Origin of the sequence: Microcoleus sp. T3_B1, assembly GCF_036700445.1 — a bacterium.
Classification (GTDB): Bacteria; Cyanobacteriota; Cyanobacteriia; order Cyanobacteriales; family Microcoleaceae; genus Microcoleus.
In genome coordinates, this window is the sequence record NZ_JAUBOX010000109.1 from 1 (window position 1) to 20630 (window position 20630).

The window sequence follows — 20630 nt, forward strand, 5'->3', positions numbered from 1 at the left end:
TTAAGTTATTAATACATTACTTGAAGTTTGACGATATTCCCATTCCTGGGGTATTCATACCTTGATTCAGCAACGCCCTAATTTTTTAGCGTTTTTAACAACAAGTGAATTGACTTAATAGTCAAGTTACGGTATAGTAAATTGAATAAAAAATCAAATTTCCGAAGTGCCAGAAAATCGGCAGTGCAGCAGCCGTTATGTCAGCCTTGGCAGTTGCATAAATTGCTGTTGTCGGACTCGCGCTTTGCAATCGGCTAAACAGTTGTTGTCTGATAAAGCTTGACAGTCGGCTAAAGATTTATTCCCTGACCACGCTCGCGACTTAATTTTTTAGGAGTAACGGCGATAGCCGGATGCACCGCAATTTTCGCGAAAGCTGTATGTGCAGCGAAAGTCGAGACTTGGGTAGGTTTGGGTAAGTTTTTCAAAACGGAATCGAGCGGACAAGTGCCAACAACATCATTTCCCATCATCGCTGTTCCAACAGACGCCGCCTCCGATACGCCCGGCGATGGGAACCAAGCCCAAGTTTTGGTTTTACCACCCAGAACTAGGTCGGTGCCTGTACAAACAATCTCGCCCCAATACAGGCGAAGCTTGGGCAGAAAAGATAGCATCAGAACTGTGCGGATTGCTCGGATTGCCCAGCGCCACTATTGAACTGGCAATCTGGAACAGCGCGAACGGCACTGTTTCTCCATCCTTCGTGCCCTCGGCAGGTACTCTGATCCCCGGCAACGATATTTTAGCTCCCATAGTGCCAGACTATCCCCGATTTCAAGCCTTTAACGTGTCGCAACACACCCTCAATGCCGTGCTGGATACCATCAGCAACAGCGCAGTGGAACAGCCCCTCAACTGGACGCCGCTTGGACGGTATCGCCACGGCAGCGGACACTTTTGTTGGATACCTAATGTTAGATGCTTGGATTGGCAACACAGACCGCCACCACGAAAACTGGGGATTTGTCGAAGTAAGAGGAATTCAAACGCCCCAGGTGATAGCGCATCTCGCTCCCACCTACGACCACGCATCCAGCCTCGGTAGAGAACTGCTAGACTCCAAGCGGCTCGAACGGCCGGGCGACAACGCTGTGGCTGCCTATGCAGCTAAATGCAGGTCTGCGTTCTATGCTCTTGTGGGGGACAAAAAAGCCCTGTCTCCTCTTGATGTCTTTCAAGCAGCAGCACAACGGCACCCCCAGGCAGCTAGAGTGTGGCAAGAACGCCTGGGGGCAGTGTCGGCTGCTGATACGCTAGCTCTATTTGAACGAATTCCAAGGGAACGTATTTCAGAGGCAGCAATTGCTTTTGCTCAACAGATATTAGAAATTAACCAGCGTCGGCTGCTTTTACTGCTGGAGGAACTCCGTTGAATACTTTATTTGTTGCTTGGAACGAACTACTTTCGTCACGCTTGGTTCCCTATCGGTCGGCTGACGAGCGATGGAAATAGCTACCAATTCGCTTACACGGCTGGGGCAATAGTAGCACAACGGCAATGCGGTTTTAAACCTTTGTGGTCGTTTCCCGACTGGGACAAAGTGTACGAATCACCCGAATTATTTTCGGTTTTTTCCAATCGGCTGCTGCGCCCCTCTCGCCCCGATTATCCAGATTTTTTGCGCTGGTTAAATCTCTCCCAATCTGAGAATGACTCCATGTTTTTACTATCTCGTAGTGGCGGACAGCGGGTAACGGATCGGTTGGAAGTGTTTCCCCCTCCAGAAGTGGATGAGGATGGGCGATCCCACTTCCATTTCTTTGCCCGCGAATTGCAACATTTACCTCAAAAAGCCTTAAGTCTAATTGACAGATTACAGCCTGGCGATTTGTTGCGAGCAGTTGAAATTGAGCATATTGAAAATGACTATATTCGCCGCATTTTATCGCTATCAACAGTCGATGGCTGTCGAGTTGGCAATTGTCCTAAGTATTTGGTGGACTCTGATTTTTTGAGGCTGTACCAGGACCATGAAAGGGTACAAATTGTGGTTGAGCAAGTCAATTTGTCGCCGGCACCGCAAGCGTTCCGATTACTTGGTCACTTGGCTGTTCAGGGAGGGGGAGGTTTTCAACCGTTTTCTAGTTCGCTGTATCAACCTATTTTTTCGGAACTGGCTGCTACTGGAGCTACAATACTTTGAATGTGAGGTTATTGCTGAAACTCAGGAGGAGTAACCGTGAACGAAGATCAGTTGCAAAAATTAATTAAAAAGCTCCATGCTATCCAGAAAAAAAATGGACTATTCAAGGAGACAGAACAAGAATTGCTCACCTTAATAGGCGACTTTTTGAACAGTCTTCAGAGAACTTCCAGCCAAAGACAAAAAGTGTTAGGGGATGCGGACGAAAGTTTGGGGCAAAAGCTCGAACGGCAGATGGAATTAACAAACAAGTCAGAGGCGCAGCTTTCTTCGCCCAGTCTTTCTGTGCACAAGCTAGAACAACAGTCACAGAATTTAGAGCAACTGTTACATAACTCAGAAAAACTGTTAGCCGAAATGCGCGATTACTCTATTCGCTTTGAAACTGAACGCTATCACTGTCCAAGCGATATTGAAAACTTGTTTTACAACACGCTCAATCGCAACTATTGTCAATCGGAAGACGCGCCAAAAGACATTTTAGTTCTGATGCAGATTCGCCCCGAGGACTTAGACAAAATGCCAGCTAGGCGCGATTGGGTAATCCAAGACACCTTATCTGATACCAATGCTGATTTGAGAAAGATGTCCGGCCAAATTCTTCCCGAAAACTGCAAATGCTCCGAATGGGCAGGCATTCCCCTGAAAGTGGAGAAAGTGGAATTGTTAAAGCCAACGGCGGGGGAAGTCGCAAAAGAATTGGCTGGCATTTGGGTGATTCAGGTTGCTATTTGCGATATCAAACCTGGTGTCGGAATTATGTAGTGCAAGCGTTATCGGCATTAAGCCGAGATCCGTGTAAAATTGAGCCGTGTATCCCGGCTCAATGTCAACCCGCGTGGCTGGTGGTGAAGGGGATCTCAAATACCTTCCATTTGTTTGCCACCTTGGGATCGATCTGATTCTTTTCCTTACTCGCGAGAGAATAAATCTTGCTTGTTCGCCGATCGCGAACACCTAGAATGACGTAAATACGTCGCTCGCAGCTTGACAGGGCTAGCGGCTCAATGCCTGCATGGGGGATGAGCGTCAGGAGAGTACCAATTCGTAGGCCGCCACTATGCGAACCAGGAGTGTTTAAGTAGCAGCAAGGATTTCAAAGTCGCGTTACAATCTCAAATTTTTTAGATATTTCCATATCCAAACCGCAAAAAACAAGTTATACTTATAAAAAACGTATATTTTAAGGTAGTAAACTCGGTGAAGCTCGGACTACCCACACTAGAGCAGATTTCCGCAGGTCTAATCCAGATTTCTCAGCGTCAGGGGAGGCTTTATCCTTACCCTCTCGACCTGCAACTGGGTTACGACAAGGTTGTTTTGGTGTTTTTACTGGCAGACAAGTCACGCTCGGCCCCAGCGAGCGTGCCGGAGTTTTACCAGAATTGGTGCGAAAAGCCTTTTGAAGAATGGGGAGTAGAAGTTGACGGAGAACTCGATGGCTCAGATACATTGCTGTTCTTTGGAGAACCGACGGAGCTAACCATCGAGCTGGCAGAAGCCTTTGGTGGAAGCACCCTTTCTCAAGAGCAGTCCAGAATAGCAACTATCTTGCTGCAACGGTGCCAAGCGCACTCACAAGGGGCGCAAATTTATACAAAGTTCCGCAGGTTTATTGTCGAGCATCCTGTTTTGTCAGATCGGGAGCTAATAGAGGCTAAAGGCGACTTCGGACTGGGGATTGGACTGTCGGACTTGCTAGAGGAGTGCTACGTTGGGGTGCCCCTGTGCTACCAGTTGGAGGGAAACTTCTATGCCTGCCCCTACTGTCACGCACTGAGTGCAGTAGATAGTAGGGGACAAGCCATCGCCAATCCCAACTGCAATCGCTGTCCGCCTGGGCGGAGACTCAAGAAAAAAGTCAAGCTTGAGAGCGATTCTCTCAAACTCAAACGCGGCATCGAACGCTTTTGGTTTTACCCAGGGCGAGCAGAAATTCGACTGTACGACAAATTAACAGAACTAGGGCTACAGGTTGAGCTTTACCCAGAGAGAGACCGCTACGACTTGCGGGTAACGTTTCCTGACGGCAAAGTTTGGGCGCTGGATCTCAAAGATTACTTTAATCCCTACCTATTAGTAAAGCGCCTGGGCGACGAGCCCATTCCCAAAGATCCGCCTTGGGATGAAGCCTATATTGTCATTCCCAACGAACGCAAGAAAGATCGTCCGGCTTATCTCAAAGAACTTAAATCACGCTGGCGAACTCAGGATGTAAAACCAGTTTTTGATGATGCTATTTTCGCCTTAGCCAAAAAGAAATTAGAGAAATTTCCCGTGCAACGGATGACGGGGACGCCGCCTACAGATGACAGCAACACGTCCCCCTCAAAAACTACCTCTCGCACTAAAAAAAGGAAGAGAGAACATGAGAGACACTAGATCTTGGCGAACTGGAGCGATCGCCACACTACAAAAACAAGCCAACCTCCCGAGAGACCAAATTGAAGCCTTGCTCGATGTGGAATTTGCTCTGTTTGCCGTTGAAAAGCTCGGTCTTCAATCAGAACTCGATACGGCTACTTCTGTTTGGTTGCTCATCTCCAGTCGATTTTATTTGTTTCCGCCCTTGATAGCTTTAACGAACACGGCAGAAGCAAAAAGAACGCTGTTCAATTTGAGGCAACTCCTGCACTACTTATCAAACGAGGATACTGTAGAGCAGTCGGTCAGGGCATACAGACAGATTCCTTCCAAGTATCGAGGTTATGAGATTGATGATGCTTATCGGTTCTCTCGTAAACCCATGCCTGCCGTCTGGGGCAACCGTTTCGAGCGCTTTGAGGACTTGCTGAGCAATAAACTGAAGTATCGCACTCGAACCGTTAAATACGCCGAATCTGGTAAGGAATATTCGTTTCGGTCTCAAGAATCTGCTTACAGTGTCAGAATTCCCCAAGATTTTCCCCGCTACGAGGGTCATAATATCTCCTTGCACCGCGAACATAAAGAAGCGATCTCCGTTACGCGAGCAGAAATGGAGTCAGCAGCAGATCTTTTAGACCTCTTCAGCGATGACAAATATAGAAAGGAACACTTACAAAAAATCATTCTCGAACAATTCCAAGAAATGGGGTTTGCTGCTACTGATACGCTCGTGTTCGATGGAGTAAAACATCTAGTTGGACTACTCAATGCTGGCAAATCCACACTCATTGAAATCCTAACCGTAGCACTAATAAAGAAAGGACACCGAGTTGGCGCGGTCTTTAACGAAGTTGTCACCTGTTTGAGAATGGCGACACTTTTGGAAAAAGCCGGAGTGCGGGTGTCAGTTGTCATCGGTCAAAGGAATCGAAAAGCTCATCTAGAAAACTGGCATAGTGTCAGTGGCGGACTAGATGGTTTTGAACACTTGTCAACAGCTTGTCCTTTAAGCAGTTATTTTCAACCTTCAGTTCCCCCATCGCCTCCTTGCTTTGATTTAAGACCAATTAGAGAGGAGCGAGATAGCAATCAAGGTAGCAATCAAGGTAGCAATCAAAGTAGCGATCGAGGTAGTAATCAAAGTAGCGATCGAGGCAGTAATCAAGGTAGTAATCAAGCCGACTATGAAAGAATCTGTCCTTTAATCGGGCAATGTCCCAGACATTTAGATGCCAATCAACTAGCAGATGCTCAGGTAATTTTGACCACCGTAGCTGCCGCTATTTTTACTCGCCCTTTACCTCACGTCAGTCCGCAATCAATTAATTATTACGAATTGATGTATCGTACTTGCAGCGTTGTGTTTTTTGACGAATGCGACAAAATTCAAGCTAATTTAGACTCTACTTTTCTACCAGCTATCAAACTTATAGAAAGGGGAAGTAATGGTTTTCTCGACCAAATCGTAACTTGGACGCGATCGCAGAAACTCCGCAACTCCCGAAATGATTTGCGACAAGTAATATTCGGACAATTCAATCACGCTATCCAAAATGCCGATACTCTAGTCGATAACATCTGCACCCAGTTGCAACTATCACCTGATGAGAGCGAATGGTTAGCCAAGCGTCAGTTTTTTACTTGCTCGTCCTTGGCAAGAGATTTTGTCTTAGAAATAGCTAAATCTCAAGGAATTGACACTGACGAGATCACGTTTATTCTCGATAAAAACCCGGTTCACCAAGAATTAGCTGAGTTTCTTCGGGGTGATTGGAAAAGCTCTTGGCTAGCTGAATATGCTATGAGGTTAGCTAAAGAAAACTATCAAGAACAGCAGGTCACGCTTTCCCTGATTCAGAAAAAACTGACCGAGCAAGGTTGGTTAAAAACAGTAAAAGATCGATGGGGATTTAGCTGTCGATTTGCCTTATTTCTCAAACTGGTACTCTTCGTCTGGTTTTTTCAGCAGGCAGTCACTACAGCTTATGGGCTGGGCGAACAAGCCGATAGCGCCCAGGATGTTGTTTTCTTTAATCGCATTCCCCGTGATTTTTATGGATTAGTACCAGGATTAGCATCGGGTTTAGTTTGCGGATTCAAATTAGAACGGCAGACAAATCAATTGACTCTTTGGTATTTTCAAGCTTTGGGACAAGGACGCTGGCTTTTAGAAAATTTCTCCCAGGTGTTTGCTTTGGAAGGAACTTCTGGCGCACACGCTTTGTTACTTTCCGGTACAAGCGTAGCTCCTCAAAGCCCTGTGGATCATATTAGTTGCCAAGTTGATTACCTCCTCCGTCCGAAAGAACGCAGTGCCACAGAAGCTATTTCTCAAAGTAGTTTCTACTTTTCTCCTTGTTATTGGGCTGATGGAAAACCCGTTCGCATTTCTGGGGTGGATGCTAAAGAAGAATCACTGTTACAAATTGTGCGATCGCTGTTGCGTCAAACTGACTTAATGCAACGCGATTTTGATGCTCTCCCGGTCGGTCGAAAGCGTTTGATTTGGTATGTCAACAGTTACGAACAAGTTGACTTTGTTTACAAGGCAATTTTAACGATTGATAGTCTTGGAGAATGGAACAAGCGGGTTGCAGCTTTGACAGCTAGATCGCCCCTTGAGGAAATAGATGAATCTTTAATTCCGCGTGGCAATGTGGAAAATTTTGCTCAAACGAATCGAGCTATTCTGATTGCACCAATAGCAGCAATTGGGCGGGGTAAAAATATTCTCAACGAGCAAGGGTTGAGTGCTTTTGGAGGAGCTTACTTTTTAGTTCGTCCTCATCCTTCTGCTGACGACCTCGATTATAAATTTCGCTTGGCATTGTGCAGAGAAAGAAAGGCAATGGCTCAAGAAAGAGAGGGGAAACTCCACGAGGCTGCTTTGACTTGGAAAAGTGAAGGTTATCGCTTGTTTCTCAAGAGTCTCGATACTGTGTTGCAATATTCCCACAAAGGATTAGAGAAAGATGTCCGAGAAGGGCTAATTTGGAGCCAAATGGTGCTGACGTGGCAGGCAATTGCCCGTACCATTCGTGGCAATCAACCAACGCTCGTTCGGTTTATTGATGCCGCCTGGGCACCCAATCTTGCTGTTAACAAACCAGAAACCGAACAAGAATCCTTACTCAAGGGATTTGAGTATGTTCTTCGTCCCTACTTTGGCAAGACAAGAACAGCTTTTGACGCACGGGAACTTGCTCTCGTGCGATCGCTCTACGAACCTTTTTATCGTGCATTGGAGAAAATCGATGGCATCAAAATCTAACCCAATCCAACTGTTTGCGTTGCAAGTCCCCACCCAAATCTCGCTCCCGTTTGATTTGTATGCGCTGACTGTTCCCCAAAACTGGAAGGAACTATTTAATCGGTTGCAACAAATTAAGCTGGGGAAAAATTATGTCTTGCCACCAGTAGAATCTCTCAACCAAGCCCTTCAACTGTTGGTTGACGGCATTTTGTTCTCTTCTCCAAATGCGTTCCGATTAAAATCTACAGCCAACTGGCTGTATTTCAAGGCTGACAATATAGACACTGCCTGTATTGCTACTGCTGTCAAAACCTGGCTGAACGTCTCCTTTGAGAAGTGCAATTTTTTAACAGACGATGACATTGCTAAAATTCATGCTATCTCTGGTAGCGACTTGCAAATCGAAAAAGTGCAACTTCCCACTCCGGTGTGGGAAATTAAGGATGTCAGCTTAAAAATTGACTCTTTGTACTATGATTTGATTCCTTATTTTTTAGCAAGTGAAGTAGCCAGAAGTCCTCTTGCTTTGATTAATCCTAGAACGAATGAAGAATTTGAAAAAGTAAAATTTTGCGAAATTGTCTCGGCAGAATCTGGTGCTAAAGAAGTCATTAGCTGGCCTCCAATGCTAGCCGTTAAAACTCGCAAAAAGAAAGACAGCGAAGAAAAGGAGACAACAACACATTACTACTCATACCGCTTGACATTTGTTCTACATTACAGTACAGGTGGAGAACCATACATCATTTGTGATTGTGGTATTAAGCGGTGGGTGAGTTGGGAATTTACATATCTGCGTTCAGGTGCAACAGTCTGCATCAAACCTACGAAATCTACAAGATTTGCTGCCTGTAAATTGAAGTATATGGGCAAGGAGAAAGGAATAGACTTTGAAAGCAATCTTGCGCGTTTAGTCAAGGAACTTAATTTTCGAGATAAATTTACTGCTCAAGATGTAATTCAAATTCCTTGTAAAAATGATGAACTTGCCTGTAAAAATGATGGACTTGTCTGGGCCGTTACTTACAGCAATATCATGTCGCGATCGCATAATACAGATGTCGGGTGGTTCCCTATCGACCATGAGATTTTTCTTCAAGCCTGCCTGAAGCGATTTGAGAAGGTTTTTGAGGGCGGCTTTTCTTTGATAGAAACTTACTCGCGTTGCGAAAACAGGAAAGCCCTTACAAAAGCGGCTTCTGAATACAAAAAGGTGGAAAAATTTATCAAGTCACACTTTGCTGAAGAACCTAAAACTCCACCCTTCTATATCCCGCCTAATCTCAAGCTACTGTTGTTAGCACAAGACACGCCATCTGAGAAACTGATATTTCCACTTGCAAAAAAGTACGGCATTAGTAATGTAGTTGTCCGAGAACTTGGATCTCTTGGTGCAGAACTATTAGGGAACAGTTGGTCTGCTAACTGTTCGAGTAGAATTAAAGACTTCCAAAAGAAGCTCTCCCTTTCAACCGAAAATACAAAAACAGTTACCTTAGTCGAAATCCTTCCCAAAGATCATTTTTGGCGAGATGCTTCTAAAGATCCAAAACCTTGCTTTCGGCCTGCCTTGGCAATGTTGGGCAGCGTTACAGATCACTTTGAACCCAAAGATGAAGAGGATACCAGTGATTTTCTAACTACAGAAGATTTAAACAGTGAGCTTGTGCAAAGGGAAGCTGCAAAGGAAGCTGCAAGGGAAGCTGCAAAGGAGGCTGCAAAGGAGGCTGTAAAGGAGGCTGTAAAGGAGGAAGATAAAACATCTAAAGCGAAGTCACTTAAAAGTGAGTTCGCCTATCGCTTGGAAGCTACGCTACTTAGCGGTTTGTCAATGGCTGGCGCTTATGTTTATCCCCATTTTGACGCCAAAAATTTTCCCCAGGATGTTGCCAGTATAGGTGTCTATGTAATCCCTTACTACCAAGGTGAAAAAACCAAATATCTCCCGGTGGCAGTGCGGATGGATAAGACAGGTGTTACTGCCAAAGCTTATGGGTTAAACGAGTGGCTGGATTTTCACACTTTTCAAGTAAAAATGGCATCAGGGTCTAAAGACTTCCACCCTTTTGATTTCAATAAGAACAATATTCAATCTTGGGTGTTTAACATTTTGTTCCCCGAGTGCAAAGGACCAACGTTATTTTGCTTTGATGCTGCGAATGTTCGCACGAAGGGGCTAATATTCCTTCAGAAAAAGTTCTGGCACAAGCACCTTCTTGCTTTTGATACAGGTGAAATTATGGGGATAGGTGAAAACCTGGAGACAGGTAAAAACATGACTTTCATCCCTCTTTCAAAGTATCCTCACGTTCGTATAGCGGGTATCATTTCACCCAATACATCAGAAGTCCCTCTCTATCGCGTTTGCGATGAAGGGAATAAATTAGCAGGACACACCGCAGGTGTTTTTTATCCCTCGTCTCAGAATGCTGAATGCGGATACTACTACTTGAGCAATCAGCGTCCAGAGTCTCGCAGTGGTGGTATTCTTCAGCAGAGTAAATTAATACCCATGGCAAAAACAAGAGGTGAGAATATGGGAGAACTGAAGAAGCCAAAACCCTACGCACAAGGATACAATCCCCGCGGCGTTTTCCTCAACCTTACTCTTCAAGAAGGGGATTGCTTTAGCGATTGGGCAAGTTTCGTTCAATGTCTGCGACTTTACGGATTGATTCATTATCTGGGTGCTACAACATTACCTGGCCCACTTCATCTTGCTGCTGGACTCAATGATTACCGACCGATTCAAGCTATTCGCGAGCCTTAACTTTAGCGAACTGCGATCGGGGTTTTTGCGAGACCGGATTAAACGTAACCGAGGCCGAACCTCAGAACGGATTAAACGCAACCAGACCGTAATTATGCAGCAGAGACCGGATTAAATGGGGTAGAGCCGAACAGTGGCGTGCGGTCGGGGCTCCGTTTTGGTGATCGCCCCCCGCTGCCACAATTTCTTCACAGTCTGCCGCCCTCATTCTCACGTCAATCCCAAGCTTACCAGCAGCCCGACACTAAACCGACTGAATGCAGCAACCGCCTAACACTACGGGATTCTGTGCGTTGAGCTATCTAGATGTTCAAACATTCAAGTGTCTGAACATTCAAGCATCTAAGCTGATGGCTTTCCCGTTGGGGTCGAACTTTTCGATCGCTCGACTGAAAACAGAGATGAGTTGTGGGTTCTGATTAGCCTGGGTTGTCGCGATCGAACACCATAATCCCCAACAGGTAGATTGTTAGTGCGGAAGGCTCAAAAGGAATCTGGAATTGCAGGGCGAGACAGTTTCGAGTTTTTACAGGGGGAGTCAACTCAAATGTTCAAACATTCAAACATCTAAATGTTTAAAGACTGTCGTCAGGATTAAACTGTTGGAGGTATTGAACCACAGACTTTTCCACTAGCTCGCTCATTTCCTGACCTGATTGCGCTGCTGCGGATTTAAGTTGGCGGTGCAGTTGTTTTGGCAGGTAAACGGTAGTACGAACAAAGTTGGGGTCTTTGCTTTTAGATAGCGCCACACTGGGAGAAAAGTCAGGTTCACCGGGCTTGAGTTTCTTGGCTTTCAGTAAATCATCAAAGCGGCTCATGGCAGTATCTCCTTTCCAACAGCGGTGTAGCACCCCCAAGCAGCTTTAGCATAAGGGTCTTTGATAGCGTTTACAGGAACCCCAGCGAGGGCAGCTTTTTGAAATACCGCCAGCCTCCTGATATCAGATTTGAAAATAGGCAATCCTGCTTTTTCGATTGTTGCCCGAGATTCAGCCCCGACTTTACTCGGAGCGGGCGGGATGACCGTAAGCAGGATGCGGTAATTAGACTGGAGCGAATACAGAGCCTCCACCATTTGCAGCATAGCGCTCAGGGCCATAGCATCGGGAGAGCTGGGCAATATCAGCAAATCGCACCCTTCTGCTAGAGTTTTCAGGTCTTCTGGGGTTGGTCGCGCCGGCGTGTCGATGACGATGTGTTCGTAATCCCTGGCATATCGCACGCCTTGCTTTTCATCGACTACTTTGAACGGGAGAGAACCGCGAGCCGCCCAATCTAAGGCACTGCGGTTGAGGTCGCCATCTACCAACAAAGCGGGTGCTTTGGTTTGCAAGTAAGCCGCTAAGTGCAGCGCGGTGGTTGTCTTCCCGACTCCCCCTTTAAATGAGGCGATTGTCACAATCATAGGTAAGCCTGCTGAGTTCATCAACTAGATTTTACACGTTAAACATCTGAATGTCTAGACGATTGAATGTTTAGATGTTTGAATGTCTAGACAAAGCCATCCATATTCTTTACGCTCAGGAGCTTAGCCAGAGCAATCGCCTCCTCTCCTTAAATCTCCATTACGTTGGGGTATAGCCGAGATACGCGCAAAATAGGACACGACGTAAAGTTTTGTAAACAGAAGACAAAATGACTTGAAGTAGTAAAGCCTGAAATGCTTAGCAGTAAAAGATTTCCGCTGTTTGGGTCTGTACGGAGGCAGAGTATAAGCAATACTCTGCCTTCTCAAACTTGGTTGAACAGTCAGCTAATTTAGGATGCTTTTGTGCTTGCAAGCTTCCTCGAAAGCTACGTAGGGGCTTATTTGTTACGTTTCTCAATGTCACGTCCTATTTTGCCCGTATCTCGGCTATACCCCTACGTTCGTCTCCAGGCACTCTTTGACTGGGAATGAATGCGGCGCGTGCATTGGATGCCACACCAGCCGCGATCGACGGCAACGCGCAAATGCAAACATTGAAGTTTTGTTGGACGATCGGCATCTCGAATCTGGTGTTTAGTTGCCTTGCCAGAGCTTGACCCTAGCTAGCGATTAAATAAACAAAATGGTACAGTTATAGACAAACTACGACAAATGTACCATGTTTAAACCCCACGAATTTGCAAAAAAGCTTGGACTTTCGGTGAAAACCCTCCAGCGTTGGGACGCAACAGGGAAGCTACCAGCCAAACGCACCTTGTCAGGTCATCGATTCTACACAGAAGACGACCTTCTAATAGCCAGTGGACTCAGACCCACAGAAGTCAACAGGAAGGTCATTGTCTACTGTCGAGTTTCTTCTAGCGGACAAAAGGCCGAACTAAAAAATCAGATGCTGGCAATGGAAGCTTTCTGTCTAGGTAGAGGGTTGGTCGTCGATGACTGGATATCAGAGATTGGCAGCGGACTGAACTTCAAAAGGAAAAAATTTCTAGCAATTATGTTGTCAATGCTTAAAGGCGAAATATCAACCATAGTAATTGCACACAAGGATAGAATGTGCCGTTTTGCCTTTGAGTTCATTCAGGAACTTGCTACATCGGTTGGATGTGAAGTCGTCGTCGCCAATCAGGAGTCGTTATCTCCTCAACAGGAATTAGTGGAAGATTTAATGGCTATAATTCACTGTTTCTCCTGCCGTCTATACGGACTACGAAATTACTCCAAAAAAATCAAAGATAACTTAAAAAATGCTATTGACAAGCCCGGACAAGATGTGTCAAACTCAGGCAACAAAGAAATACAGTGTTGAGGTCGAACAATGCTTCTGTCCATCAAAACAAAGTTAAAGCTAAGCAAAAGTCAAGCCACAATAATGAGCAAGCACGCTGGAATAGCGAGGTTTACTTACAATTGGGGCTTGGCTACTTGGAGTAACCTTTATCAAGATGGACTGAAGCCCAACAAATACCTCCTCAAAAAATTCTTTAACAATCATGTAAAACCTGAGTTTACGTGGATTAAAGAGGCAGGCATCTGCCAGAAAATCACCCAATATGCCTTTGACAATCTAGGAGATTCTTTCTCTCGTTTTTTCTCAAAAAAAGGTGGTTATCCCAAGTTCAAGAAGAAGGGGCATCATGATTCTTTCACAATTGACGCAGGTGGGAAGCCTATAACTGTGGGCGGTACGTCAACAAAGCTGCCAACAATTGGCTGGGTAAAAACCTATGAAGGATTGCCTCACACAACCTGTAAGTCAATCACTATTTCGCGCACTGCTGACAGTTGGTTTATTGCTTTTGCGATGCGTACAAGAACATGAACCGACTGTAAAGCAACACGATGTTGTGGGGGTTGATTTAGGAGTTAAGGAATTAGCAACACTCTCAACGGGCGTAGTGTTTCCTAACCCAAAACACTATAAAGCGCATCTCAGTAAGTTGCGTAGGTTATCAAAGGAGTTATCAAGAAAGACCAAAGGCTCTAGTAATAGGTATAAAGCCCAAATTCAATTAGCGAAACATCACGCTAAGATAGCAAATCTCAGAAAAAATACTCTTCATCAAATCACTACTTACTTATGCAAAAACCACGCAACGATAGTAGTAGAAGATTTAAATGTTTCTGGGCTGCTGTCTAACCACAAACTCGCTCAAGTTATAGCTGACTGTGGGTTTTACGAATTTAAGCGTCAGTTAGAATATAAAGCGAAAAAGTTTGGTTGTGAGATAATCATCGCTAGTCGCTGGTTTCCGTCAAGCAAAACTTGTTCAAATTGCGGACACATCCAAGATATGCCACTTAAAGAAAGAACTTATAACTGCGGAAGTTGCGGGCATTCGATGGACAGGGATTTGAACGCCGCAGTTAATTTATCGCGTTTGGCCAAATCGTGAAAGCTTACCGAGGGATAGCCGCTCCCATGCTCCCGATGAAGTAAGAAACAAATGTCTAGACTTGTCTAGTATTTGTATGGCAGCAATTGATCCTTAACACCTTGAGTGAGGAAGAGCCGGGTGGACTGGGATGGGAGTAAGGCTATGCAGTGCTTGTTTCCATTCAGTTAGTTTCCCTAACGAGTGGGGAGGGTTCGAGCCTGTCAGGGTTTGTCAGAGCAAGAAATCTTGTTTCCACTTTTGGTCAAGATTGGAACTCCGACGATCGCTCCCAAAAGACCCGGAAAATCCCCTGGTTGCTGCCCCGGTCAAAAACGCCCTCCTAAAACTCATTACCCTGCGGTGAAAAAAGGCAAGGGTCGCTTTCAAAAACATCGAAAAGTAGATTTTCAATCACTGGGATTTAACTAACTCCAAAGCTGTTTCTGACTCACTCACTAACTGAGCCAATTTTTTAGTCTAAACTCCAGTTACATGAAGTTCTCTGAAATAGTTGCACTTTCTACAATTTATTCATGCAAGGTTTGAGTTCACGATCAATTTTTTTTATGTGGTTAACGAACCAATCTAGTAGCTGCTCATTGACTTTAATCGCCAAAGATAAGCTAGAACCATTCTTACGTAACTCGTCTTTCACTTCTACAAGCGTTTTCATAAACTTAGAATGTGCTGCTTCATTGTCAGATGCAACTGGACACTTGTATCTGTGCATACACCGCTCTTCAAAGTAGAAGTGCTGCCCCACATATAAATCTAAAAACTGAACAATTCTATTAATTTCTTCCTTTCCGCGATTGGTATGCATTGCGTCTACTAAGGCATTGAGCTGTTCGATCAATTGTTTATGTTGATGATCAATTTCTGGAATACCGATAGCGAGTGAATCGTTCCAAATTACGAGTGGCATAAATTTCTCCCAATTAATGTTGAATTTAATGAAGGATTGGTAGCTAATAATTCTATTTTAATTTTCAATTCAAAGCTACGATTTTACTGTGATATTTTCTTACTTTACCTTGGTGCAAAAGCAATTACGGCTTTTTTGTTTTGCTCGATAAAGGGCTTGGTCTGCAATTGCAACTAAGTTATTCATTCCATCTTCAAAACAAGCGTTTATGGTGGCAACGCCAGCACTGATAGTAATATACCCTTGTGAATAGCGAAGATGAGGAACTTCTAAGGCTCGCACTTGAGTGCAAATTTGCTCTGCAATATGAGCGGCTCCTGCTGCATCAGTTTCAGGCAGTAAAACCACAAACTCCTCACCACCGTAGCGAGCTACTAAATCCATTGGGCGATTAACAACACTCGAAATTGCTTGAGCTACCTGGTAAAGACAGTAATCACCTGCTTTATGCCCATAAGTGTCGTTGTAAAACTTGAAGTAATCAATGTCGCCCAAAATAAGAGAAAGTAGGATTGGATTACCTCTAGAAGTAGCAAACTGTGCTCGTATTATTCGTTGTTTCTCCTGCTTTAGGTATTCATCAAAACGACGACGATTCGCGATTTCAGTTAAACTATCAATTGAAGCAAGCTGCTGCAACGCACGGTTACTAGCTTCTAATTGTTGCTGAATTTGCGATTCATGAATTAACCGCCGCACGCGCTGCCGCAACACTGCCCAATGAATCGGCTTGGTAACATAGTCTGCGGCTCCCACTTCAAAAGCAGAATCAACAGATTCCCGATCATCCAGTCCAGTGATCATCAGAATTGGAGTGTTTTTTCCATTGGGAAGCATTTTTAATTGGGTACAACATTCAAAACCATTAATTTCCGGCATTAATGCATCCAGCAAAACAATATCTGGTTGTAGTTGCTCAAAGGCAGCGAGCGCTTCTCTACCATCTTGCGCTTCTGCAACGTGGTACCCTTCCTGTTCTAAAGATAGTCGAAGCTGCATACGAATAAAAGGCTCATCATCAACCACTAAAATCAGAGGAGTTTCGTTGGAAAATACCATTGTGTTCATCTTTTTAATTGAATTCTTGTAAAGCGGCTTGAACTAAGTTGTATTCAATTTGAACTCGTGCTACCTTTTCGCTTATTTCCGTCAGATTTTCCTGGCGTCCACAAATTTCTAACTCTTTGCAGAGTTCTGCCAAACTGGTTGCGCCAAGCGAAGCGCTGCTGGATTTTAAGCGATGGGTGGCTTGCCGGAGGGCATTGGCATCTGCGGTACTACCAGCGTCAACGATTGCTTGAACTAACTTAGGGGCTTCTGCCAGATAACAGTTGATTAGTGCTGCGAAAGCAGACTGATTTCCATTTACCATATCTCGTAAAGACTTTAAAACTTGCAAATCAAGAACCGGCAGAGAAACAGCTTGAGCAAAGAGTGAGTTAGGAGTAGAGACATATGGTGCAGAATTTTCAACTGAGTTCTCAGCCTTGTTGCGAAATTCGTATTTGCGGAGGGCGGCTTCCAGTTCTTCAATCCGAACAGGTTTGCTGATGTACCAATCCATGCCGGCGGCAAGGCATTCTTCGCGATCGCCCTGCATCGCATTAGCCGTCATTGCAATAATGAGTGGACGTGAATCAGCCTGCCATTCCTGGCAAATACAACGGCTCGCTTCTAAACCGTCCATTTCTGGCATCTGCACATCCATTAAGACCACATCATACGGTTGACGATGTAGAGCTTGCAGAACTTCTAGACCATTGGCAGCAACATCTGCCCGATACCCCATTCGTTCTAATATCAGCAGCGCCACCTTTTGGTTCACTAAATGATCTTCAGCTAGAAGAATCCGTAACGGCAGTGTCTCTGCCAACTTACTATCCGGGGGTAAAGCATTGGAGGCGTGATCGTATGGTTTTATCGGTTTCGCTTGCAGTGCATGGGTCAACACCTCGTAAAGTTGAGATTGCTTGACAGGTTTGCTAAGACAATCTGTAAAATGAGTGGTGCCTACCTCAGAATCAACGTTTAATTTACCCATTGAAGTTAACATTACTAGAGGCAAACGACAGCAATTAGGGTGCTGATGAATTTTTGCTGCTAGAGTTACGCCATCCATTTCTGGCATTTGCATATCTAGAATGGCAATATCAAAACTCTTTCCTTGATGAATCCAACTCAATGCTTCATTGCCTGATTGGGCGGCACTAATAATCATTCCCCAAATTTCGGCTTGCAAGGTCAGAATTTGTCGATTAGTTGGGTTGTCATCCACGATTAATAGGCGTTTTCCAGATAGTTCTGGTAATAGTTCAATCAGTTCTACTAACCCTGAATCATCAGCAGATGGAGCAACGAGTGTAAAAAAGAACGTTGAGCCTGATGGAGTTGTCTGGTGATTTGTAGGAGCTTGCCATTCCGGGGGAGGGCTTCCCCCTAAGTTACCTTGGCTTTCTACCCACATCGTGCCGCCCATCATTTCACTCAGTCGCTTACTGATAGCAAGTCCTAAGCCAGTACCCCCATAATGGCGGGTAGTCGAAGCATCACCTTGGCTGAAGGACTTGAACAAGCGATGGAGACGATCTACAGGAACACCAATCCCTGTATCCTGAACAGCAAACTGAATCTTGTAAACAGCCGCTTGTGAACTAAAAATTGTTTTTGAGGCATCGACCGCAAATGCTTTGACTGAAACGATGACTTCTCCAGCCTCGGTGAACTTAATGGCGTTACTAAGCAGATTCACCAGAATTTGGCGCAGGCGGGTCACATCCCCCAAAATGACGCTAGGAGTTTTAGGGGCGATCAGGTAGCCTAACTCAATTCCTTTTTCTCCTGCTTTAGCTGCCAGCAGGTCGATCGCGCCTTCGATGCAGTGCCTCAAATTAAAAGGATGCATTTCTAAATCTAGCTTGCCGGATTCAATTTTGGAGAAATCAAGAATGTCATTGATGATGCTCAGAAGGGCATCCCCGCTAGTACGAATCGTCTCGATAAAGTCTTGCTGTTTTGGGTTGAGTTCTGTATCTAGCAGCAAGCCGGTCATCCCGATTACTGCATTCATTGGTGTGCGGATTTCATGGCTCATCATTGCCAAGAACTCGCTTTTCGCTCGATTGGCAGATTCAGCTTCTCGTTTAGCCTGCTCCAGGGCAAAGTTCTTCAGGGTTAATTCTTTCCGCTGTTGAATTTCTTGCTCCAGTAACCTAGCTTGCGCTAGAGCAATTCCTACTTGAGCGGCCACTGATTCCAATAACTCAATTTCATCGTTTGTCCACTGGCGGAAGCGATCGCACTGATGCAAGCTGATGCAACCATTCGGTTCTCCTTGATAAGAGGTACGCACCGCTAACTTAGATTTCAATTCAAGACTGCGACAAATTGATTTAACTGAAATAAGTAACGGGTCAAGGTATACATCAGGTGACACAATCGCTTGATCTTGTGCCATTATGTGTTCTGCATAAGCAGAATCGGCTGTTAAAAGGTCGCGTTCTCTACTTGAGCCACAGCCTGGCGCTAAATACTCTGCAACTATGGGGAATTGAGGAGTTGGAGTATTAATATAAGTGCGAATCAAGCAACGACTCGCTCCGAATGCTTGACCAATTTGAAGGGCCGCCGTTTCAAAAATTTGTTGGGCGTCGAGGCTTTGACGAATTTCTTGAGTGATCCGTTTGAGCAGAAGAATTTGCCGAAGCTGTCGCTGTAGTGCTTCTTCAGCCCGCTTGCGATCAGTAATTTCGACCACCATAGCACCGACTGCTGTACAAAGCCCTTCTTGGTTTGCAATCGGGAAGTGATAGGTTAGCCAGTGCCGTTCAATACCGGGCTGACTCGGTACTTCTCCATTCATTTCCAAATCGACTAGAGGCTGTCCGGTAGTAATTACGTGCTGTAAAAGCGCATTAATATTAGGTGCAAGTGCCGGCAGAACATCATTGGTTGTCTTGCCTAAATGAGACTCAACGGGGCAGCCATTAATTTCAGCCATAGCCTCATTGATTTGCAGAAAACGAAACTGTTGATCGTGAATGCACAGTCCTATCCCAGCAAGGGAAGCTGCTTTAAAGAAAGCGTTTAACAACTGCTCTCGTGACTTAATCTCCTCTTGTAACTGTTTGCGCTCGCTAATATCCCGGCTAATACAAAAGTGCAATATCTGACCGTCTAATTCCACACGGCTCCAGCTAATTTCTACATCATATAGCGAACCATCCCTACGGCGATGTCGTGTCTCAAGTAGAGGAAGTTGAGCCTTTTTACCCTGTAAAAGTTGTAGTTCTTCCCGTGTCCACTGAGCATTCCAATCAGCGATATTTAGAGTTAGGGTTTCCTCTAAGGTGTAACCAATCATCTGGGCAAAACTTGGGCTAGCTTGTACCACATCCCCTTGATGATTGAGGACAACAACACCGTCCATTGAAGTATTGAACAGCGTTTGACTCCGCGAAAGCTCTTTCTCTAATGCAACTTCTGCCCGTTTGCGCTCGCTAATATCGTGGAAGACACAAACCGCGCCTACCTTTCTCCCTTGAGCATCAATAATGGCTTGTCCACTTCCTATCAACGTGCGTGCTAACCCATCATGCTTTGGCACAATCACCATTTCCACATCATGGACTCGCTCTCCTTGCAACGCTCGGAAAAGTGGAATATCCTCCTTTTGCATAAGAGTTTTACCATCAGGCTGATAGAGATCGTACTGGTGCGCCCATTGTTCTGCTGCAATCAGTTGTTCGGGTAAACTGTGCCACTCCTGTATAGTTCGGTTGGAAAGCGTCAAAACGCCTTCAGCATTACAAGCCACAATCCCTGCTCCCACATTGTCAAGCAGAACTTTGAGGAATTCTCGTTCCTTTTGTAAGGCTTCCTCTGCTTGATAGCGCTCGATCTCGCTCCCGATCCACTGCGCCATTAGCTTGAGCAGTTCTTTATGAGCAGATTTGAATTTTTCTTCACGAGGAGCAGGACTAGAGAAGCTGAGGGTACTGTAAACTTGACCTCCAACTAAAACTCGCGTTCCAATGTAAGACTCCATCTTGAATGCAGTATAGGCGGGATGGTCATGCCACTTGGAAGCTGCTTTATGCTCAATCGTGAGAGGGTCATCTGTATCCAAAACTTCCCAGCAGGGGGTCTGTTTAACATCAAAGGTATCACCTTTCTTTAGGACATCATTGGGCGAACGAGCAACCATCACTTCATACCGGCTATTTTGTACCCGCGCCAAAATACCAAACTCAAGATTAAATAGCTGGCAGCCCATAGCCAGTAGGGGTGCATCTCACTTTGGCAAATGTGTCAAAAAAGAGATAAAATGAAAAAGCTAGTAAAATCGTTAAATAAAGATGA

Annotated in this window: 16 protein-coding genes; 10 read left to right on the forward strand and 6 right to left on the reverse strand. The window is 45.0% G+C overall.

The genetic code is table 11. The features are described from left to right. Positions 1 to 290: 290 nt before the first annotated feature. The gene (locus tag QT990_RS32525; protein ID WP_333315554.1) at positions 291 to 617 is read right to left on the reverse strand and encodes a hypothetical protein; all 327 of its coding nucleotides are present in this window, start codon (positions 615 to 617) and stop codon (positions 291 to 293) included. A gap of 192 nt (positions 618 to 809) precedes the next feature. On the opposite strand from QT990_RS32525, the gene QT990_RS32530 reads away from it, so the two are divergent. From QT990_RS32530 to QT990_RS32555, 6 genes are all read left to right on the forward strand, one after another. Continuing rightward, complete coding sequence (locus QT990_RS32530; RefSeq protein ID WP_333315556.1) at positions 810 to 1376, forward strand: hypothetical protein; 567 nt, start codon at positions 810 to 812, stop codon at positions 1374 to 1376. Positions 1377 to 1385: 9 nt separating this feature from the next. Then, positions 1386 to 2147 carry a DNA-binding protein gene (locus QT990_RS32535; protein WP_333466227.1) on the forward strand — a complete coding sequence of 254 codons (762 nt, stop codon included), beginning with the start codon at positions 1386 to 1388 and terminating at the stop codon, positions 2145 to 2147. A gap of 36 nt (positions 2148 to 2183) precedes the next feature. Further along, positions 2184 to 2912, forward strand: a complete 729-nt coding sequence (locus tag QT990_RS32540; protein WP_333436393.1) for a hypothetical protein — start codon at positions 2184 to 2186, stop codon at positions 2910 to 2912. A 435-nt stretch (positions 2913 to 3347) separates the two neighbouring features. Beyond that, positions 3348 to 4529 carry a restriction endonuclease-related protein gene (locus QT990_RS32545; protein WP_333466228.1) on the forward strand — a complete coding sequence of 394 codons (1182 nt, stop codon included), beginning with the start codon at positions 3348 to 3350 and terminating at the stop codon, positions 4527 to 4529. Next, positions 4516 to 7785, forward strand: a complete 3270-nt coding sequence (locus QT990_RS32550) for a pPIWI_RE_Z domain-containing protein (RefSeq protein WP_333466229.1) — start codon at positions 4516 to 4518, stop codon at positions 7783 to 7785. Before QT990_RS32545 ends, QT990_RS32550 begins: the two co-directional genes overlap by 14 nt. Continuing rightward, positions 7769 to 10537 carry a pPIWI_RE module domain-containing protein gene (locus QT990_RS32555; RefSeq protein WP_333466230.1) on the forward strand — a complete coding sequence of 923 codons (2769 nt, stop codon included), beginning with the start codon at positions 7769 to 7771 and terminating at the stop codon, positions 10535 to 10537. The genes QT990_RS32550 and QT990_RS32555 overlap by 17 nt, the downstream gene beginning before the upstream one ends. Before the next feature lie 575 nt (positions 10538 to 11112). Here the strand turns inward: QT990_RS32555 and QT990_RS32560 are convergent. After that, complete coding sequence (locus QT990_RS32560; RefSeq protein WP_333466231.1) at positions 11113 to 11358, reverse strand: CopG family transcriptional regulator; 246 nt, start codon at positions 11356 to 11358, stop codon at positions 11113 to 11115. Continuing rightward, positions 11355 to 11945, reverse strand: a complete 591-nt coding sequence (locus QT990_RS32565; RefSeq protein WP_172193365.1) for a ParA family protein — start codon at positions 11943 to 11945, stop codon at positions 11355 to 11357. The genes QT990_RS32560 and QT990_RS32565 overlap by 4 nt, the downstream gene beginning before the upstream one ends. A gap of 491 nt (positions 11946 to 12436) precedes the next feature. On the opposite strand from QT990_RS32565, the gene QT990_RS32570 reads away from it, so the two are divergent. The 4 genes from QT990_RS32570 (at position 12437) to QT990_RS32585 (ending at position 14365) form a co-directional block, all read left to right on the forward strand. Further along, positions 12437 to 12565, forward strand: coding sequence for a hypothetical protein (locus QT990_RS32570; protein ID WP_333466232.1), 129 nt, complete (start codon positions 12437 to 12439; stop codon positions 12563 to 12565). A gap of 62 nt (positions 12566 to 12627) precedes the next feature. Beyond that, on the forward strand, positions 12628 to 13278 hold the full coding sequence (locus QT990_RS32575) for an IS607 family transposase (RefSeq protein ID WP_333466233.1): 651 nt from the start codon (positions 12628 to 12630) through the stop codon (positions 13276 to 13278). A 63-nt stretch (positions 13279 to 13341) separates the two neighbouring features. Further along, positions 13342 to 13791 carry a helix-turn-helix domain-containing protein gene (locus QT990_RS32580; protein WP_333466234.1) on the forward strand — a complete coding sequence of 150 codons (450 nt, stop codon included), beginning with the start codon at positions 13342 to 13344 and terminating at the stop codon, positions 13789 to 13791. A gap of 25 nt (positions 13792 to 13816) precedes the next feature. Next, positions 13817 to 14365: an RNA-guided endonuclease TnpB family protein gene (locus tag QT990_RS32585; RefSeq protein ID WP_333466235.1), complete on the forward strand. Its 549-nt coding sequence runs from the start codon at positions 13817 to 13819 to the stop codon at positions 14363 to 14365. A 502-nt stretch (positions 14366 to 14867) separates the two neighbouring features. Here QT990_RS32585 and QT990_RS32590 read toward each other — a convergent pair. The 3 genes from QT990_RS32590 to QT990_RS32600 all read right to left on the reverse strand — a co-directional run bounded on the left by QT990_RS32590 (position 14868) and on the right by QT990_RS32600 (position 20475). Further along, positions 14868 to 15272, reverse strand: coding sequence for a hemerythrin family protein (locus QT990_RS32590; protein ID WP_333466236.1), 405 nt, complete (start codon positions 15270 to 15272; stop codon positions 14868 to 14870). A gap of 99 nt (positions 15273 to 15371) precedes the next feature. Then, positions 15372 to 16331 (reverse strand): PleD family two-component system response regulator, encoded by a 960-nt coding sequence (locus QT990_RS32595; protein ID WP_333466237.1) that lies wholly within the window; start codon positions 16329 to 16331, stop codon positions 15372 to 15374. 13 nt (positions 16332 to 16344) lie between these two features. Beyond that, positions 16345 to 20475 carry a response regulator gene (locus QT990_RS32600; RefSeq protein ID WP_333466238.1) on the reverse strand — a complete coding sequence of 1377 codons (4131 nt, stop codon included), beginning with the start codon at positions 20473 to 20475 and terminating at the stop codon, positions 16345 to 16347. Positions 20476 to 20630 lie beyond the last annotated feature (155 nt).